Annotated in this window: 19 protein-coding genes; 9 read left to right on the top strand and 10 right to left on the bottom strand. The window is 55.0% G+C overall.

Annotated features, from left to right (window positions below):
- Window positions 1-101: 101 nt before the first annotated feature.
- Complete coding sequence (locus TH25_RS11135) at window positions 102-1,397, top strand: DUF1835 domain-containing protein (protein ID WP_114088494.1); 1,296 nt, start codon at window positions 102-104, stop codon at window positions 1,395-1,397.
- 20 nt (window positions 1,398-1,417) lie between these two features.
- Here the strand turns inward: TH25_RS11135 and TH25_RS11130 are convergent, their stop codons facing one another.
- Entirely contained in the window at window positions 1,418-2,368 is a 951-nt protein-coding gene (locus tag TH25_RS11130) for a LysR family transcriptional regulator (protein ID WP_114088493.1), read from the bottom strand.
- A gap of 98 nt (window positions 2,369-2,466) precedes the next feature.
- Between TH25_RS11130 and TH25_RS11125 the strand changes: the two genes are divergently transcribed.
- Window positions 2,467-3,336: an SDR family oxidoreductase gene (locus tag TH25_RS11125; protein WP_114088492.1), complete on the top strand. Its 870-nt coding sequence runs from the start codon at window positions 2,467-2,469 to the stop codon at window positions 3,334-3,336.
- A 118-nt stretch (window positions 3,337-3,454) separates the two neighbouring features.
- On the opposite strand, the gene TH25_RS11120 is transcribed toward TH25_RS11125, so the two are convergent.
- Window positions 3,455-3,817: a winged helix-turn-helix transcriptional regulator gene (locus TH25_RS11120; RefSeq protein ID WP_473243023.1), complete on the bottom strand. Its 363-nt coding sequence runs from the start codon at window positions 3,815-3,817 to the stop codon at window positions 3,455-3,457.
- Window positions 3,818-3,933: 116 nt separating this feature from the next.
- Between TH25_RS11120 and TH25_RS11115 the strand changes: the two genes are divergently transcribed.
- On the top strand, window positions 3,934-4,302 hold the full coding sequence (locus TH25_RS11115) for a nuclear transport factor 2 family protein (RefSeq protein WP_114088490.1): 369 nt from the start codon (window positions 3,934-3,936) through the stop codon (window positions 4,300-4,302).
- Window positions 4,302-5,096, top strand: a complete 795-nt coding sequence (locus TH25_RS11110) for an SDR family oxidoreductase (RefSeq protein ID WP_114088489.1) — start codon at window positions 4,302-4,304, stop codon at window positions 5,094-5,096. Before TH25_RS11115 ends, TH25_RS11110 begins: the two co-directional genes overlap by 1 nt.
- 119 nt (window positions 5,097-5,215) lie before the next feature.
- Here the strand turns inward: TH25_RS11110 and rnd are convergent, their stop codons facing one another.
- From rnd to TH25_RS11075, 7 genes are all read right to left on the bottom strand, one after another.
- A complete protein-coding gene (gene rnd / locus TH25_RS11105) occupies window positions 5,216-6,385 on the bottom strand; it encodes a ribonuclease D (protein WP_114088488.1) in 1,170 nt (389 codons plus the stop codon).
- Between the two features lie 74 nt (window positions 6,386-6,459).
- Entirely contained in the window at window positions 6,460-7,536 is a 1,077-nt protein-coding gene (locus TH25_RS11100) for a succinylglutamate desuccinylase/aspartoacylase family protein (RefSeq protein WP_114088487.1), read from the bottom strand.
- 4 nt (window positions 7,537-7,540) lie between these two features.
- Complete coding sequence (gene rimK, locus TH25_RS11095) at window positions 7,541-8,446, bottom strand: 30S ribosomal protein S6--L-glutamate ligase (RefSeq protein ID WP_114088486.1); 906 nt, start codon at window positions 8,444-8,446, stop codon at window positions 7,541-7,543.
- A gap of 70 nt (window positions 8,447-8,516) precedes the next feature.
- Complete coding sequence (locus tag TH25_RS11090) at window positions 8,517-9,044, bottom strand: ATP-dependent zinc protease family protein (RefSeq protein WP_114088485.1); 528 nt, start codon at window positions 9,042-9,044, stop codon at window positions 8,517-8,519.
- 189 nt (window positions 9,045-9,233) lie between these two features.
- A complete protein-coding gene (locus TH25_RS11085) occupies window positions 9,234-9,926 on the bottom strand; it encodes an HdaA/DnaA family protein (protein WP_114088603.1) in 693 nt (230 codons plus the stop codon).
- A 19-nt stretch (window positions 9,927-9,945) separates the two neighbouring features.
- Entirely contained in the window at window positions 9,946-11,121 is a 1,176-nt protein-coding gene (locus TH25_RS11080; RefSeq protein ID WP_114088484.1) for an AI-2E family transporter, read from the bottom strand.
- Window positions 11,122-11,334: 213 nt separating this feature from the next.
- Window positions 11,335-12,471, bottom strand: coding sequence for a DUF2066 domain-containing protein (locus TH25_RS11075; protein WP_258549118.1), 1,137 nt, complete (start codon window positions 12,469-12,471; stop codon window positions 11,335-11,337).
- 295 nt (window positions 12,472-12,766) lie between these two features.
- Here TH25_RS11075 and purM point away from each other — a divergent pair, with 295 nt between their 5' ends.
- From purM to TH25_RS11050, 5 genes are all read left to right on the top strand, one after another.
- The gene (gene purM, locus TH25_RS11065; protein WP_114088482.1) at window positions 12,767-13,840 is read left to right on the top strand and encodes a phosphoribosylformylglycinamidine cyclo-ligase; all 1,074 of its coding nucleotides are present in this window, start codon (window positions 12,767-12,769) and stop codon (window positions 13,838-13,840) included.
- Entirely contained in the window at window positions 13,828-14,502 is a 675-nt protein-coding gene (gene purN / locus TH25_RS11060) for a phosphoribosylglycinamide formyltransferase (protein WP_114088481.1), read from the top strand. The genes purM and purN overlap by 13 nt, the downstream gene beginning before the upstream one ends.
- Window positions 14,503-14,763: 261 nt before the next feature.
- The gene (locus TH25_RS11055; RefSeq protein ID WP_114088601.1) at window positions 14,764-14,892 is read left to right on the top strand and encodes an aa3-type cytochrome c oxidase subunit IV; all 129 of its coding nucleotides are present in this window, start codon (window positions 14,764-14,766) and stop codon (window positions 14,890-14,892) included.
- Window positions 14,893-15,190: 298 nt separating this feature from the next.
- Window positions 15,191-15,325, top strand: a complete 135-nt coding sequence (locus tag TH25_RS25415) for a hypothetical protein (protein ID WP_258549117.1) — start codon at window positions 15,191-15,193, stop codon at window positions 15,323-15,325.
- A gap of 188 nt (window positions 15,326-15,513) precedes the next feature.
- On the top strand, window positions 15,514-17,220 hold the full coding sequence (locus tag TH25_RS11050; protein WP_181847563.1) for a methyl-accepting chemotaxis protein: 1,707 nt from the start codon (window positions 15,514-15,516) through the stop codon (window positions 17,218-17,220).
- Between the two features lie 95 nt (window positions 17,221-17,315).
- On the opposite strand, the gene ndk is transcribed toward TH25_RS11050, so the two are convergent.
- On the bottom strand, window positions 17,316-17,738 hold the full coding sequence (ndk, locus tag TH25_RS11045; protein ID WP_114088479.1) for a nucleoside-diphosphate kinase: 423 nt from the start codon (window positions 17,736-17,738) through the stop codon (window positions 17,316-17,318).
- Window positions 17,739-17,754 lie beyond the last annotated feature (16 nt).

The following is a 17,754-nucleotide window of genomic DNA, read 5'->3' as shown; positions in this document are numbered from 1 at the left end:
GGAGTGATCACAATTTGATTCGCCGTTTAAAAGGGGGCATTTGGGCCCGGTCTGACGGCGGATTATTGAGTGATAACGCGCAACAATAGGATCGCAACGAAATGAGTGGCACAAAAACGGTAAATGAAGACATTGCGCGCGGTGTCCTGAATATCGATGTGCTTAAGAAGCAGTCCCGCACGCTGCTGAAATCGTTGCGCGCCAACGAAGCCGATGCCCGCAAACGCCTGCTTGAACATCATCCCAAAGGGGCGCATCGCAAACCCGAGGAATTCAAGGTTTCCGATGCCCAGCAAATTCTGGCCCGCGAGCATGGCTTTATCAGTTGGCCGGAAATGAAAACCCATATCGACCAGATGGTGTTAACCGAACAGCAACTTGCCACCGGCTGGATGACCGTGCCCGATACCCCCGGCACATTGCATATCCGCTGTGGGTCGGACATTCGCAACACGCTGGAGCTGGCCGGTTTTCGCGGCCATTTTCAGGAATTTTCCGATCCCTTCTGTCAGGGGCCGGTGCCCGACCTTCCCCTGCCCGTGCTGATGCAGACCCGGGCCGATTTTATCGCCAATGCCTATGATCTGGATAGCGAAGAAACCCAAACCCGGCAACATGCCGAATATAGCGCCCTGATGGCGGCGGGCGATTATCGCCATATCGTTTTGTGGTTTGAACATGACAGCTACGACCAGCTTATTCTCGCCTTCCTGCTCGATTTTTTCGGCGCGCTCCGCCTGCCTGCCAGGGTCGAACTGATTTGCATTAATTCGGTGCCCGATATTGAAAAATTCACCGGCCTGGGCCAGCTAAGCCCGGATCAACTGCGCTGGGCGTGGGAAAATACCCGCACCCTGGTGGGTGATTCACACTATGATCTGGGCCGCAAGGTATGGAAAGCGGTGCGCACTTCCGACCCGGCGGAACTCGCAACTTTTGCCAAATCATCCTCTGCCACCCGCCCGATTGGCCTGATGGCAAAGGCGTTGCAACGCCACCTTGCCGAACTGCCTGCCAGCGACAATGATTTGTCCCTGACCCAGCAACTGGTTTTGGAAATTCTCGATGAAGCCGGGCCGTTAACCGCCGGTCGCGTGTTTGGCCGCCTGATGCGCGACAAGGAACCCCTGCCTTTCCTCGGCGATCTGATGTTCTGGCATGTCCTGGACGACATGACGACCCTGTCGGCAGGCAGCGAAGGCCTGTTTGACATGGATGATGCCACCCTGCCCTGGCCGGAACGCACCCTGACGCTGACCCAAACCGGCCGCGCCGTCATGCAGGGCAACAAACGCTTTTTTGACATCTATTGCGGCACCCGCTGGGTCGGTGGTGTTAAAATCACGGCCGATGGCAAATGCCCGCATTGGGATGTGGCACGCAAGGCGCTTGTCTGACATATCGCCTGACGCGCGGCTCAAACACGCGGCCCGTCCCCCTGTTTATCACCGCTATTGGCAATGGATCGCGCGATCTGAAATATCTGGTCGCGCAACCAGCGGTGCCCGGCCGAGGACGCATTACGCACATGCCAGCTTTGATAAAACTGGACCGATGGGATATCCAGCGGACAGCGGCAGGAGGCAAAACCGGCCATCACCGTATCGGCCAAACGCGAGGGCAGAGTCGCCATAACCGCCGTACCGGCAATCAGGCGCGGGATCATGTGGAAAGAAGACACCTGCAAAACCGTGCGCCGTGAACGCCCCATTTGCGCCAGGACCTCGTCTATCGGGGCACTTTCATCATCACCAAAAACTATACGTGCATGGGATGCGGCGCAATAGCGGTCCAGCGTGTCGGGCGGCTGCGCATAAAATGCCGGATCATAATAACATTTTATATCTTCATCGAATAAGGCCCGCTGGATGATATCGCCGGCATCGCCGCGATAATCGGCGGTAATGGTCAGATCAACCGAACCATCACGCAATTTGGCGACCTGTTCCTGATAGCTGCGCACCGGACGGATTCTCAGCGACACATCCGCCCGATAGCTTTGCAAGCGCCGAAAAAGCCGCGACAAAACAACCGTCACATCATAATCATTTGCGCCAATCACGCAGTGAAGGCTGTGTTCCGGGTTCGTTGGATCAAAACTGTTCAACCGTGTCAGGCTGCGCATTTCCTCCATCATCTGGCGGATGCGCGGGGCCATTTCACTGGCATGGGCGGTTGGAATAATGCCGCGCCCGGCCCGCACAAACAGCGGATCCCCCACAATTTTGCGCAATCTTTCCAACCCGTGGCTGACCGTGGGCTGCCCCACCCCCAAAACCGACGCCGCCGCTGTCACCGATCCCTGATCATAAATGGTGATGAACAGATGCAACAACCGAAAGTCCAGATCAAACTCATCTAATTTCATACATGAATTCCATTCATTTCATCGAATTGATTGTATGCCATTTTCGCGGCACGATCAGTGACAAACGCAGCTACTGCCCATGAATTCGGAGAAAATTGATGAAAAAGCTGATCACCGGCGCATCCGGACATTTTGGAACCCTGGCCCTGGACCATGCCCTACACCGTCTTACCCCAAACGACCTTGCCGTTAGCACCCGCAGCCCGGAAAAGGCCGACGCGATTGCCGCCAAAGGCATTGAGGTTCGCAAGGGCGATTTTGATGACCCGGCATTGATGGAACAGGCCTTTACCGACATTGACACGGCATTGATCATTTCGGCCGAAGCCGACAATGAAACCCGCATCCGCCAGCACCGCAATGCGATTACGGCGGCGAAAAATGCCGGGGTCAAACATGTGATCTATACCAGTGTGATCGACCCGCGCACCGACAGCGCCTTTACCTATTCCGCCATCCACGCCGATACCGAGGCCTTCATTCACCAAAGCGGCCTGAATTATACCATCCTGCGCAACAGCTTTTATGCTGATCTGCTGTTGGGTGGCGTGCCCCATGCCCTTGAAACCGGGCAATATGCAGCACCGGCTGGCGATGCGGGCATTACCTTTATTTCGCGGAACAATCTGGCGGAAATTGCCGCCATTGTCCTTGCCAACCCGGAACAGCACGTTAACAAAACCTATGAACTGACCGGGACCAAGGCGATCACACACAGTGAAATCGCCGCCATCATCAGCAAGGCAACGGGCAAGGACATCCATTTTGCCGACCTGCCCGACGACGTTTACCAGGGTATTTTGCGCAATATCGGCCTTCCGGAACATGGGGTAATCGCCATTTCCGGGCTCTATGTCGGCGCAAAAAATGGCGATTACGACAAAGTCAGCCCGGATGCCGCCATGCTTTTAGGCCACCAACCGCAAACAGTTGAAGATTTTCTGACCGACGCATTAGCACAAGAATAACCCCTTTCATCTGATCGGAAATCACAACAAAAAAGGCGGGTGCACCACTGGCATCCGCCTTTTTCATTTCCCCATGACCTGCAGTGCATCCGCCGATTGGCACGCGCCCATCGCAAAATCAGTCTTGGGCGATTGCCTCTATCGGCTCTGGCACAGGTCTCAAGTCAGCCCATTTCAGCAGCGCATCCAGCACAGGGCAAAGCGATTGTCCCCAATCCGTCAGGCAATATTCGACCTTGGGCGGCACCTGATGATACACAATGCGCTGGACAATTCCGTCGGCCTCCATCTGCCGAAGCTGCTGGATCAGCATCTTCTGTGAAATGCCGTCAATCGCCCGTTCCAGTTCCGAGAATCGCTTTACCTGCCCGCCAAAAAGGTGAAATAAAATCACCAGTTTCCAGCGGCCTTCCAGCATTTTCAAAATTTCTTCGACACCGGCGGCGGGCGTATCGGCCCCAAAACCCCATTTCTTACTCACAGGTAAGTACCTTACTTTTTTGTCGGTTCTTGTCCTTTTTTCATCATATCGGCAGCCTGTCCTCACGACAATAACGGCGTGCTTGCGTCACGCCCTAACGCTGCAAGGTATGAACCATGACAATTCAGCTTCCGCCGTCCATTCACGGCTTTTTCGACCATTGCAACCATCGGGACTGGGCTTCTGTCACGCGCTGCTTTACCACCGATGCTCAAATTCATGATGAAAAACAAAATATCGATGGCCGTGATGCCATCGGAAAATGGATATCCCGTGCCGTTGGGAATACCGATGCCATCCACGACCTAATCGATGCAACATCCGTTTCATCCGATGTCCCCACTTCCACCCTGCTTGCACCCCAAACAACGGTTAAAATCTCTGTCAGCGCCCGGGTTTCGGGAAATTTCAAAGGATCACCTGTCACGCTGGGTTATCTCTTCACCCTGCAAAACGACAAAATTTCCGGGCTGGAGATCGAATAATGCACAAATTTCCCTATGAAATTGACCAAACCGAATTCAAAGGTCGCCGTGTTCTGGTAACAGGGGGGACCAAGGGTATGGGCCAGGCCATTTTGCATCGCCTGCATAATGCCGGTGCCACGGTTGCCAGCACCGCACGTAGCGCGCCGGTCGAACATCCCGGCCTGTTTATTCCTGCCGATATTTCCACCGCCGAAGGCACCGCAAAAATCGTCGATACCGTCATAGGTGAACTGGGCGGCATTGATATCCTGATCAATAATGTTGGTGGCTCTGTCGCTCCCGGTGGTGGTGCACTGGGCCTGTCTGACGAGGACTGGGCCTATAGCCTGAACACCAACCTGATGGCGGCAGTGCGCCTGGATCGCGGTTTTCTGCCCGGCATGATCGACCGTCAGGATGGCGTTATCCTGCATATCTCATCCATCCAGCGCCGCCTACCCCTGTTCGAGGCCACCCTTGCCTATGCCAGTGCCAAGGCCGCACTCAGCACCTATAGCAAGGGACTGGCAAAGGAAATGGGGCCGAAAGGTATTCGCGTAAATACAATTTCGCCGGGTTTTATCGAAACCACCGCCGCCACCAACCTGATCAACCGCCTTGCAACGCAGGATGGCTGCAGCGCCGATGAAGCCCGCGATAAACTGATGCAATCGCTCGGCGGCATCCCCATTGGTCGCCCTGGCCGCCCCGATGAAGTTGCCGAACTGGCCGCTTTTCTGACGTCAAACCGGGCCATGTCCATCCATGGTGCCGATTACACTATCGATGGCGGCACCGTTCCCACTGTGTAAACGGTAAAACCCAGTACACGGCGTAAAGATCGCAAACGACCCAAAGCAAAACCCCGCTATGCTAGCGGGATTATTGATCATCTGGCGAGCTGGCTGTCTAAAACCCGAGCCGGTGTTTGTCAGGAATTCGGCTCAAGCTCGACCAGAGCCACTTCACCCTTTTCAAGCTTCAGGGCGATTTGCCCATGCTTCAGACGCAGGGCATATTGCCCGAAAAGCTCGCGGCGCCAGCCATGCAGGGCGGGAACATCGGCATTGTCATCCGCCGCAATGTTTTGCAAATCATCGCTCGAGGCGACCAGACGCTGGGCCACCCCCTTTTCTTCGCTACAGAGCTTCAACAGAACTTTCAAAAGTTCCACCGTCGGGCCGATACCGGCGGGAAGGTCTGTTCGGGCCTTAGGTTGCGGCCAGGTTTCCTGGGGTTGCGCCAGCGCATTTTTGATGGCCTCGATAATCGCCTGGCCGGGTTTACTGGCGCCAAAATTACGCCCCACCCCGCGGGTTTTATCCAGATCAGTCTCGTTTTGCGGCTGACGGGCTGCAATATCAAGCAACGTATCATCGCGCATAACGCGATTACGCGGCAGGTTCTTGCGCTGTGCCTCGGTTTCACGCCATTCGCCCAGCGCCTTTGCCACCGCCAGGAATTTGGGGCTGTTTGACCGGGTTTTAAGCCGCAACCAGGCATCCGCCGGATCAATGGTATAAATGCCCGGATCGGTCAGACGTTCCATTTCCTCAAACAGCCACGGGGCGCGGTCATTGGCCGTCAGCCGTTCGTGAAAATCCTCGTATATCGTGCGCAGATGTGTGACATCCGACAGGGCGTAGCTTAATTGTTTGCTTGACAGCGGGCGACGGGACCAGTCGGTAAAGCGCATTGATTTATCAATGTTTTTACGCGCCACTTTATTGACCAGCGTTTCATAACCCACCTGGTCGCCAAAGCCGAGAACCATTGCCGCAACCTGGGTATCAAAGACCGGATGGGGCACCTTGCCATTCAGATGGACAAATATCTCGATATCCTGGCGGGCGGCGTGAAACACCTTGATCACGCTTTCATCCTGCATCAGCTCGAAAAGCGGGGTCAGGTCAATCCCATCGGCCAGCGGATCCACCGCCGCCCCGGTATCGGCTGCCTCGGGGCTGCAAAGCTGTACCAGGCATAATTGCGGCCAATAGGTCGAATCGCGCATAAACTCGGTATCGACCGTGACATAATCATATTGGCGCAGCTTTTCGCACAAAATGCGAAGGTCTTCAGTTTTTGTAATTGTTTCCATGAACCCTGCTATAACATTGCCCGGCGCATGGCGCCAGTGACTTGCCGGTTATCATACGGATTTAAGCACACGGGTTAAATGATTTCGTCTTCATCAAGCAGCGGATCGGACTGAAGATGCGTTTCGATGGCATCCATCCGCTCCTGCAATTCCGCCGGACGCTTGATTGCGGCCACATGAAACAGCGCATCCCCCTGATTGACAATCGGCAGGTTGGTCCGGCCAATAATCAACCCGTCCTGCTTTGCCAGCACTTCGGTATCGCTTTGTCCAAACGGGTCGGACACCGCCGCCACAACATCCCCCGTGCGCACAAAGTCGCCTGCCAGCTTGAAGGTGCGTAACATGCCGCCCACGGGGGCCCGCAACCATTGACTGGCGGACGATTTGAACGATGGCAAACGCGGGGCGCGCACTGCCTTTTCCGCGACCATTCCCAATTCACGCATCACGCGCAAAACACCGGAAACCCCGGCACGAATGGCCATTTCGTCAAAGCGCAGCCCCTCGCCCGCTTCATAAAGCAGGATCGGCACGCCCGCATCCTTGCCCGCCTGGCGCAGCGATCCTTCACGCAAGGGCGATGTCAGAATAATCGGCGCGCCAAAGCATTCGGCAAATTTCATGATACGGTCATCGCCTTCATTCACACGAACCTGCGGCAAATTGACCCGGTTTGCCGCCGCGGTATGAAGGTCGATGCCAAAATCGGACCGTTCGACAATTTCTGTCAAAAACAGATGCGCAAGCTGGGCCGCAAGCGACCCGTGCGCACTGCCGGGAAAGCAGCGATTAAGGTCGCGCCGGTCCGGCAGGTACCGGGTATGGTTTAAAAACCCGAAGGCATTGACCACCGGCACCGCCAGCAAAGTGCCCCGCAAATGGCGCAAAACAGGCGATTTCAAAACCCGGCGGATAATTTCAACACCGACAATTTCATCCCCATGTACCGCCGCACTGACAAACAGGGTTGGTCCCGGGCGTTTGCCATGCACCACATTCACGGTCAGATTAACCGGGGTATGATTGGATAACAGCGAAATCGGCAGATCGACGAGCTGGCGGGCACCAGGTGCCACAATCCTGTTTCCCAATTTGAAATCAGGGTTTTTCTGGCGCTTTCGGGCTGGCGTTTCGTCGTATCCCGTCACTATTTTATCCTTTGCCTTTGGTCTTGACCTTGCCGGGGCGGTAATCACGTTCCATGAATTCAATGATCATGCCCGCAATATCCTTGCCGGTCGCCCCTTCAATGCCCTCAAGCCCCGGCGAGGAATTGACTTCCATCACCACCGGGCCGTGGTTGGAGCGTAAAATATCTACGCCACAAACATTTAGCCCCATTGCCTTGGCTGCTTCAACGGCGGTTGCGCGTTCCTGCGGGGTAATACGTACGGCACGCGCCGCACCACCACGATGGATGTTGGAGCGGAAATCACCCGGCGCACCGGTGCGTTCCATGCTGGCGACAACCTTGCCGCCGACCACAAAACAGCGAATATCGGTATTGCCCGCTTCCTTGATGAATTCCTGCACCATGATGTCAACATTGGCCCCCCGGAAGGCCTCGATCACGGATTTGGCCGATTTTTCGGTTTCGCCCAAAACCACGCCAATGCCCTGGGTGCCTTCCAGAAGCTTGATCACCACGGGGGCCCCGCCAACAATCGAGAGAACCTCGTCGGTTTTGCGCGGATCATGGGCAAAGGCGGTTACGGGCAGGCCAATGCCACGACGGGCAAGAATTTGCAGGGATCGCAGCTTGTCACGCGAGCGGCCAATGGCGACCGATTCATTCATCGGATAAACGCCCATCATTTCAAACTGGCGCAACACGGCGAGACCAAAAAACGTTACCGACACACCGATACGCGGAATAACGGCGTCATAACCACTTAGTTTCTGGCCGCCATAATACACTTCGGGCTTGAGCGAGGTGATGTTCATGGTTACACGCAGGGTGTTGATGACATCAATTTCGTGACCACGCGCCTGGGCGGCCTCTACCAGTCGTTTGTGGGAATACAGATTGGCGTTCCGCGCAAGCATCGCGATTTTCATAAAATGGACTCCCGTTAAAACATGACTGGGTGGTATACCCAAGATACCGGCCCCTAAGCGCCGGATGGCTTTATTCAGTGACCGAAGGATCGGCCATATAAACCTGTTCCGGCTTTCCCGCCAGATAAGATTTTGCCGGTTGAACCAAAAATCTTCCGGCCTTGATTGCCGTGCGCCCCAGCAGCATGGGAAACCCCATTAACGACCGGTTTGCCAGCGATATTTCGACCTTCACCCGATGATGCCCCACCGCGATATGGCTTGAAATAATATAGCGTTCATCCTGCTCGCCGTTGGAACTGCGAATACCGCGTATGGCGACCAGCGGTGCCGTGCAATGTATCGGACCATGCCCATCCCCGCGATAATGGGGCAAGACAAATTTGACGAATTTTTTATGATCAATTTCGACCAGTTCGATCTGCATCGCATGAATCGACGACGTTCGTGCCCCCGTATCCACCTTGGCCTTGATCAGGGGAACCCCAAAATCGGGCAAGCCGATCCATTCCCGCCACCCCAAAACATGCCCCCGTGCCACCAGGGCATCGGTCTGCGTTTTAAGAGACTTTTTAGCAATAGTACGTTTTTCGATCACTCATCTGATCCCGCCTGTTAATGGAACGCCCTGTATAACGCAACTTTTGCCAAATACAGGACTTTTTCACTTTGGCATGATCTGAACGCATTGCAAGCAACGCCACAATACCACCCTGCCCGTCGGGCGCGCCATACGCCCTGCCAGGTCATACAGAAAGACCGATGGCAAAACGGCATGATGACGGCATTACTGTTTTTCCTCCATGACCGAACGCACCAGCGGCAGGGTCACGGCGCGTTTTTCGGCCAGGGCGCGGCGGTCAATTGCCGCAACCAGTTGCGTTAAGGCCGCAAAAGACCGTTCAATGCGCGGCACGATATAGGCCACGATTTGCGGTGATGGCGCAATTTGCCGGTCGGCAAACAGTTTGATCAGCAAACCGACCAGCAAATCATCGTCGGGCGGGGATATTTCACACACCAGTGCGGCCCCCAAACGCGAGCGCAAATCCGCCAGCCGAACCTTCCAGCGCGATGGCGGCTGCTGGGCGGTAAGCAGCAAATGGCCGTTCCGTTCCTTGAGCATATTATACAGATGAAAACACACGGTTTCATCAATTGCCATATCGGCATCTTCAATCACCAGCCCCGTATCATCGCCCAAAAGGCGATCAGGATCCGCCCCGATCAAATCGCTGCCCGCAACACTTGAGGCACCAGAGCGCGCGCGCCACACCTCGGCCAAATGGCTTTTACCCGAGCCCGCCGGACCATACAGGCACAAGGCGGGCACCGGCCATTCCGGCCAGCGGTCAATCCAGGTCACAGCCTCGCGGTTGCAATTTGCCACCATGAAATCGGCACGCGCCAGCGCCGGGCGCATTTCCAGCGCCAGCGGCAATTGTTGCGGGATCAGGGTTTCCACGGTTGGTGCCGTCATTATTTTGCTGTCACATTCATCATGCAGGCGCATCCGCCGATGCGTCCGGCTTGTGGCCGCCTGCCCCGGACGTTTTATCCGCACTGTTACTTTCATTCACATCCGGATCATCCTCATGCGCCATTTTCGCCAGTTCGGATGGCGCATGATCATACAGGCGGCTATCAAGATACTTCGCCAGGGCATAGCGTACCAGAACCCCAATGGCGGCTGCCACCGGTACGGCCAGCATGACCCCCAAAAAGCCAAACAAAGCGCCCCCTGCCAGCAGGGCAAACATCACCCAAACGGCATGCAGGCCCACCTTGTCGCCCACCAGTTTCGGGGTCAGGAAATTGCCTTCCATCAACTGGCCCAGCAAAAAGACGCCAATGACAAAAACAACGTTCAGCCCCAGTCCAAATTGCGCAACGGCCACGCCGACGCCCACCGCAAAACCCACCAGCATGCCAAAATAAGGCACAAAGGACAGAATGCCGGTCATAAGGCCGATCAGAAAGCCGAACTCAAGCCCGACCAGCGTCAAACCCAGCCCGTAAAACAGCCCGAGTAACAAACACACCATTGATTGCCCGCGCACAAAGCCCGCGAGTGTCAGGTCAATATCGCGCGCGCACTGGCGAATGTCGCCAGCCAGCCAGCGCGGCAACCAGCTATCGACCTTTCTCACAATCTTGTCCCAGTCGCGCAGCAGGTAAAAAGATACCACCGGTGTAATAAAAACCAGACTTAGGAAATTAAGGACCGCCAGGCCGCCGGTTAAAAGGTTGCCGGCAATATTCCCCGCCCATTTAATCGCATTGGCCGTTTGCCCCTTGATCGATTCGCCAACACTATTAAGCGTTTCAGGCGCGATTTTATCGGTAATATGCTGGATATAAGGGGCAGCCTGGTCCCGAAGATTGCTGATATAACCGGGAAACCGTTCCAGAAAACCGGCCAGCTGGCTGCCAATCAATGGCACGATCAGCACCAGGACAAAGACCAGAAACAGGAAAAACAGCGCGGTAATAATGGTGGTGGCAATGGTGCGGCTTATGCCGCGTGCCTCAAGCCTGTCAGCCAGCGGGTCCAGGAAATAGGCAATCGCCATGCCTGCCACAAAGGGCAGCAAAATGCCCGAAAACAGCCAGATCAAAAAGAAGAACGCGCCACAGGCCAAAAGCCAGAAACGCACCTGATCGCGGATTGTCATGTTGGTTTTCCGTTTCCCTGTGACGTTCAATGGCAACCGCCACCCCACCCCGGAGCAGCGGCGAATAACGCGCAATATCATCAGGATCAACCCGTGATGACATCGAAAGGCAAAAATACGGGCACACGTCCCATGATCGTGCGCCCGTCAATTTATATAACCGATTATCGCCTTATAACATCGCCATATCACGGCGAAAGGCAATTTCCCGGTTTAGGGATGACCCATCAGTTTTGACAGCCGGTCGCTGCCCGATGGCTCAACAAACCACAACTGGTCAATCTGTTTAAGATTCAGGTTCTGTTGTGCCAGGGCAACGCGGAACTGGTCGGTGGTACCGGCAAATTCAACATCAACCTGCACTTCGCGGCGTGACATGGCAACAACCCGCATCAGCTTGATCACCGGCAGGTTTTCCAGCCGGTTTTCAATCCTGGCCCAATCATCCATGCCGGTGATGGGAATAAACAGCATCAATTCGCCACCCGCGCCATAATCGATCATGTTGGCCTGTTTCCAGCTATTTTCCAACTGGGCCCGCACATCGGTGGCCGCACGCTGCAACACATCAGCAACCGATTCGCCTGCCGCCATGCTTTCATGCACCCCAAAAACCTGCGGCGCGCCCGAGGCATCGTAGCGCGTTACCGAAATATCAACAGCCTGCGCATCGCCCGTGCCGCTCATCTCGGCATCCGCCACGGCAACATTGGCCCCGTAACGCTGGCCGATCCGGTCAAGCGCGGCCTGGTCGCCCGACTGCGCCTGTTCCACCGAAATGGTGCTGATATCGTCAAGGTCGCCCACCGGAAGCGTGATCGGCACAAGGCCGCTTTCCCCGGAAACCCGGCTCCAGGCATCGCGCCACGGGTTGGGGTCATCCCACAGGCTGGTATAACCCTGGCTGGAAAATACCGGCAAAATCAAAACCTTGCGCGCAATCGTCTCGGCAAAGGGAATGTTGCGGTTTTGCAGGAACTGGCGCACCTGATCGGGTTTGAAGCGCACGCTCATATCGGCGATATAGCGCACCGACGAGGTTTTTTCATTGGTGACGCCAAAATCACGCACCATATTGATAATGGTGTTTTGGTCCGCCATGCCCGCCGCCGCACCAGGCCCCATCAGGGTCAGGCGGCTGATCAGGCGGGAAAAGGCAATCTGCTGCCCGCTTGCCAGGGCCGCGTCGCGTGCCTGTGTGGCACTGGCGGCACTTTTGTCTACATGAATGCCGCTCACGGTATATAAATCCTGCGCTGCGGCGGATGTCGCCATACCGCCGGAAACCAGCACAAAAATACCGGTGATCATTCCGGCCAGCAGGTGAATTGGTTTTAATCGGTCCAGCACGTTTGCCTCTTTGCCCGTTTCATCGTGGTTCAGGCCCCTGAAATTGGTTTGCCTGCGCCTTCTGGCAGCGCGGCGATACAAAGACCTTGTTGCATAGCTAACGCATGACGGAAAGAAAAGTCTCCCATGCGCAGCAGATCATTGCATTCAGCACGGGTTTGAGTATTTTCGGCCCAGCGGAATTTATCAAGTCCGCGTTTATCATCGCTACCAATGTTACCGGTTTGCGGGTAGCGATGATAAACGCGGGCTTTCCCGCTTTTCCTTTTAAATCCAGTGAGTGCGAGGATCGCCCATGACCGCCCGCAACGGCCTCACCTATAAGGACTCCGGTGTTGATATTGATGCCGGAAACGCCCTTGTCGATGCAATTAAACCCCTGGCCAAGGCCACCAGCCGTTCCGGTGTTTCCGGCGGACTGGGTGGATTCGGCGCACTGTTCGACCTGAAAGCAGCCGGTTATAACGACCCGGTGCTGGTTTCCTGTACCGATGGCGTTGGCACCAAGCTGAAAGTCGCCTTTCTGGCGGACAAACACGATACCGTGGGCATCGACCTTGTCGCCATGAGTGTGAATGACCTGGTTGTTCAGGGGGCCGAACCGCTGCTGTTCCTGGATTATTTTGCCACCGGCAAGCTTGCCGTTGAAAAGGCAACCGATGTTGTTGCCGGTATCGCCGAGGGCTGCAAACAGGCAGGTTGTGCATTGATCGGTGGTGAAACCGCCGAAATGCCGGGCATGTATGCCGATGGCGAATATGATCTGGCCGGTTTTGCCGTGGGTGCGGCCGAACGTGGCGAACTGCTTGATGGCAGCAATGTTGCCGAAGGCGACGTTATTCTGGGCCTGGCATCCAGTGGCGTTCATTCCAACGGTTATTCGCTGGTGCGCAAGGTCGTTGAAACTGCGGGCCTTGCCTATGATGACGAAGCCCCGTTTGCACCGGGCAAAAAAGTGGGCGAAGCCCTGCTGGAACCCACCAGAATTTATGTCAAAAGCTGCCTTGCTGCCCATAAGGCCGGTTTGGTCAAGGCCCTGGCCCACATTACCGGTGGCGGTTTGACGGAAAATGTCCCGCGCGTTCTGCCGGAAAATGCCACTGCCGTTTTTGATGCCGATTGCTGGGATTACCTGCCGGTTTTCAAATGGCTGGCAAAGGAAGGCGGCATTCCGGCAAGCGAAATGGCCCGTACCTTTAACTGCGGGATTGGCATGTGCGTGATCGTCTCGGCGGATAAAGCCGACGAAGCCGAAGCCCTGTTGCGTGAACATGGCGAAACCGTCAGCCAGATCGGCACCATCGGCCCGCGTGCAGGCGATGGCCCCCAGGTCATCATCAAAAACATGGGCCGGGCATGGGAAAAGTAAAACGGCTGAAACTGGCGGTTCTGGTTTCGGGCAGTGGCAGCAATTTGCAGGCCATCATTGATGCCTGCAAAACGGCAAGCTTCCCTGCGGAAATCGTTCTGGTTTTTTCCAACCAGCCCGATGCCAAGGGCCTGGATCGTGCCCGCAATGCCGGGATCGAGGCCAAAAGCCTGGCGCATAAAGGTTATCCCGGCGGGCGCGAGGCCTATGACCATGCCGTTAGTGAACTGATCGCGCAAAGCGGTGCGGAACTGGTGGTTCTGGCGGGTTATTTGCGCCTGGTCAGCGAAAGTTTCGTTAAACGCTGGGAAGGGCGGCTGATCAATATTCATCCGTCCCTTCTGCCATCTTTCAAGGGCCTGCATGCCCACGAACAGACCATTGCCGCCGGAGTTAAATATTCCGGCTGCACGGTCCATTTTGTGGTGCCCGAAATGGATGCCGGGCCCATTATCGCCCAGGCCGTTGTGCCGGTCCTGGCCGATGATGACGCACAAAGCCTGGGGCAGCGCATTTTGCGCCAGGAACATCAGATCTATCCGCAGGTGATCCGCGCGATTGCCGAGAACCGGGTTTCAGTCGGTGACGACGGACGCGTGACCGTGCACGATTCGCACAGCCCGGATTTCGCCCAGATCAATCCGGTACTGGCAAACGGATGAAAGCGCCGCTGGCGCCGGTTATGGCGCCAGCTATAGCAAACCGCCTTTTTCAACCGTGGCATTTTACGCAATTGGTTGAATTGGGTTGTCAAAACCCGTCTTGCACGCGATGATACCCGCCGTTATATAACAAGAATGACTCCAGAACAGCCTGTTCCGGCCTGTGCACCCTATGACGAATGGCAGGTCATCAGGCAATTTATATGGTCTTTTGGCACCATGCGGTTCTGGCTGGACTCTTTTATCGGATGGAGGGCCCAAATGCAGGGAAATGATTACGACCTGACCAGCACCCACAAAAATATCTATGACGGCTATGTACGTTTCATAAAATATTCCACCGGCAGCGTGATTGCGATTGTCGTTCTGATGGCGCTTTTTTTGCTGTAAAAACAGAAAGCTGATCCTTTAAAATTACACCCGCGCAACAATGCAGCCCGGGAAAATGAAACCGCCTGTCACATGCAGGCGGCTTTTTTTTGCCTTTTTGAAATTAAAATTTCCGGCAGATGATCCCACCTATCCATCTGAAATGGTTCAATTTTCGTGACATTTTTTAAATGTGATCGCCATTAAATTGTTACATTCGCGGCACAAATTCACCTTTGTGGTGTTGCTTGATGATTTCGTCAAAAAAGGGTCACATCAACGATGACCCGCTGCAACACCCGTCTTGAAGGAGGATGACATGCAAGGCAGCGGATATGACCCGGACCTTGTCCGGCAACCTCAAAAATCATGGCAGAAAATTGCCTGGTTTTTGTTTGCCAATGTGCTGGCGGCGGCGGCGACATTGCTGCTTCTCTTGGTCTTTTTTCTCTAAGACCGGTTGACGGCCATTGCCCCCGGCGGAGCATCATGCAGCCATGAATTGCATCGCGCAAAGTAACAAAACGTAAAAATATAATAGCTGCTTTTAAGGAATCTAATGTTAATCAGAAACATGCAATAGATATTGAAAAAGCCCCCACGAAGTACAAAGTGAAAAATCACGTGTTCATGGGGCAAAAAATGTCACTCATACAAAATATCAGTCAGCGACTTTTTATGGCGTTCACGGTTATGGCCGTCCTGATCGCCTCTATTGGCATTGCCGGTATGTATTTTACTGTTACAACCGGCCTGGAAGGCGACAGGGTTGCTGTTGAACTGGCCCCGCTGGGCGACGCCGCGATGGAAATTAAACTGTCGGCGACCAAGGCGCATCTGATTTTTGAAGAAATCATGTCGGGTGACGGCGGCGAAAACATCCAGGAAGTCTGGGATCTGCTTGATGAAAGTGCCTGGTATGCCAATGCCATTTTAAACGGCGGAGAGAATGACGAAGGCACATTTGTCGCCAGCACGTACCCCGCCGTTCAGGAAAAAATGAAAAAGGTCGTCATCGCGATTGGCGAATTCACGACTGTCGCGCATCAAAGATACGATTCCCTGCAATCAGGTGGTTCCGGCTCAAGCCTCAAGGCAGGCTCTGCCGCCGATGAAAAATTCGACGACTCATTTGATAAATTCATTACATTGGCCGACGAAGCCGAAGAATTGATCCATGATCAAATGGATCAGGGTGTTGCCGAGATGCGTGGCAATGTCAGAACGTCGGTGCTGACAATGGCGATTATCACGATTCTGGGCTTTATCGTTGCAACGATTTTTGTCCTCTATGCCCGCAAAAACATCTCGCAGCGCATTACCCGGCTGGCCCACAATATGAAGGACCTGTCGTCAGGCAAGGCAAGCACTGAAATCACCTATCTTGAAGATGCCGATGAAATTGGTGAAATGGCGCGTTCGGTAGAGGTCTTCCAACGGGCAATGGACCAGGCCAAGACCCTGACAGCCGAACGGGAACGCCAGCAAAAAAGCCTGTCGCTTGCCAATGAAAAACGCAATGCCGCGATTTCCGGTTTTGACAGCGAAATTGCAACCGTGGTGTCAAATGTCACCCGGGCAGCTGGCAAAATCTCTCAGACATCCGAGAACCTGACGCACAATGCCCAAACCAGCGTCACCACCTCCGAAGATGTTGCCAATGCGTCCTCGCAAGCCAACAGAAGTGTGCAAACGGTTGCCACCGCCGCCGAAGAGCTGACCCAGTCGATCCGGGAAATCACCCAGCAGGCAAATAACTCGTCGGAAATTGCCCGGCGTGCGGTTAATCATGCCCAGCACACCAATGAACTGGTTGAGGGACTGGCGAATTCGGCCGATCATATTGGGGAAGTATTGGGCCTGATTTCCGATATTGCCAATCAGACCAACCTTTTGGCCCTGAATGCCACCATCGAAGCCGCGCGTGCCGGCGATGCGGGCAAAGGCTTTGCCGTTGTGGCATCCGAAGTCAAAAATCTTGCCACGCAAACTTCGCGTGCGACAGATGAAATCAGCAGTCAGATCACGGGGATCCAGTCTGCCACCCGGGAATCGGTCACAGCCATTCAGGAGATTTCACACATCATTGCGCAAATGGACGAAATCGCCTCTGCCATTGCCGAGGCCATGTCCCAGCAGGCCGAAGCCACGCGCGACATTGCCCAAAATGTGCAATCGGCATCGGACGGCACCCATCAGGCCGCGCAAAGGGCCCATGCGATCCGCGAGGTCGCCAATGAAAGCCAGCTTTCGGCAACCGACCTTGCCGCCGCCGCCCAGCAGCTTGCCGCCAGCGCCCATTCACTGCGCCAGTCGGTGGATGGATTTTTCAGGCAGGTCCGCGAATAGGCACAATCAAGATCACCCTGCAACGCAAAACACCCCGCGCCTTTCGGTGCGGGGTGTTATACTTCTGCGCCACACTTTAATGCGGCAGGCCCGAATTAACCGACGATGTCGGTCTGGGCAAAGAAGTAAGCAACTTCAATCGCTGCATTTTCAAGCGAGTCAGAACCATGAACCGAGTTGGCTTCGATGGATTCTGCAAACAGCTTGCGAATGGTGCCTTCCTCGGCATTTGCCGGGTTGGTTGCACCCATGACTTCGCGGTATTTGGCAACGGCATTTTCGCCTTCCAGAACCTGGACGACAACGGGGCCGGAAACCATGAAGTCCACCAGTTCGCCAAAGAACGAACGTTCCTTGTGAACGGCATAAAAACCTTCTGCCTGTTCACGGGTGAGACGGACACGCTTCTGAGCAACAATGCGCAGACCAGCTTCTTCGATCACGGAGTTGATCTTGCCGGTCAGGTTACGACGGGTTGCGTCAGGCTTAATGATCGAAAAAGTATGTTCGATAGCCATTGGTTTCACCTAGCTA

The organism is Thalassospira profundimaris (genome assembly GCF_003326755.1).
GTDB lineage: Bacteria > Pseudomonadota > Alphaproteobacteria > Rhodospirillales > Thalassospiraceae > Thalassospira > Thalassospira profundimaris_B.
This window is presented reverse-complemented; position numbering and strand designations above follow the sequence as displayed.

What these genes read in the sequence shown, in the direction of transcription:
- rnd (WP_114088488.1), bottom strand. Translation starts at nt 6,385, where the DNA reads ATGGAAACAATTACAAAAACTGAAGACCTTCGCATTTTGTGCGAAAAG.
- TH25_RS11135 (WP_114088494.1), top strand. Translation starts at nt 102, where the DNA reads ATGAGTGGCACAAAAACGGTAAATGAAGACATTGCGCGCGGTGTCCTG.
- TH25_RS11130 (WP_114088493.1), bottom strand. Translation starts at nt 2,368, where the DNA reads ATGAAATTAGATGAGTTTGATCTGGACTTTCGGTTGTTGCATCTGTTC.
- TH25_RS11125 (WP_114088492.1), top strand. Translation starts at nt 2,467, where the DNA reads ATGAAAAAGCTGATCACCGGCGCATCCGGACATTTTGGAACCCTGGCC.
- TH25_RS11110 (WP_114088489.1), top strand. Translation starts at nt 4,302, where the DNA reads ATGCACAAATTTCCCTATGAAATTGACCAAACCGAATTCAAAGGTCGC.
- TH25_RS25415 (WP_258549117.1), top strand. Translation starts at nt 15,191, where the DNA reads ATGCAAGGCAGCGGATATGACCCGGACCTTGTCCGGCAACCTCAAAAA.
- rimK (WP_114088486.1), bottom strand. Translation starts at nt 8,446, where the DNA reads ATGAAAATCGCGATGCTTGCGCGGAACGCCAATCTGTATTCCCACAAA.
- TH25_RS11115 (WP_114088490.1), top strand. Translation starts at nt 3,934, where the DNA reads ATGACAATTCAGCTTCCGCCGTCCATTCACGGCTTTTTCGACCATTGC.
- TH25_RS11080 (WP_114088484.1), bottom strand. Translation starts at nt 11,121, where the DNA reads ATGACAATCCGCGATCAGGTGCGTTTCTGGCTTTTGGCCTGTGGCGCG.
- TH25_RS11055 (WP_114088601.1), top strand. Translation starts at nt 14,764, where the DNA reads ATGCAGGGAAATGATTACGACCTGACCAGCACCCACAAAAATATCTAT.
- TH25_RS11085 (WP_114088603.1), bottom strand. Translation starts at nt 9,926, where the DNA reads ATGACGGCACCAACCGTGGAAACCCTGATCCCGCAACAATTGCCGCTG.
- ndk (WP_114088479.1), bottom strand. Translation starts at nt 17,738, where the DNA reads ATGGCTATCGAACATACTTTTTCGATCATTAAGCCTGACGCAACCCGT.
- purN (WP_114088481.1), top strand. Translation starts at nt 13,828, where the DNA reads ATGGGAAAAGTAAAACGGCTGAAACTGGCGGTTCTGGTTTCGGGCAGT.
- purM (WP_114088482.1), top strand. Translation starts at nt 12,767, where the DNA reads ATGACCGCCCGCAACGGCCTCACCTATAAGGACTCCGGTGTTGATATT.
- TH25_RS11050 (WP_181847563.1), top strand. Translation starts at nt 15,514, where the DNA reads ATGTCACTCATACAAAATATCAGTCAGCGACTTTTTATGGCGTTCACG.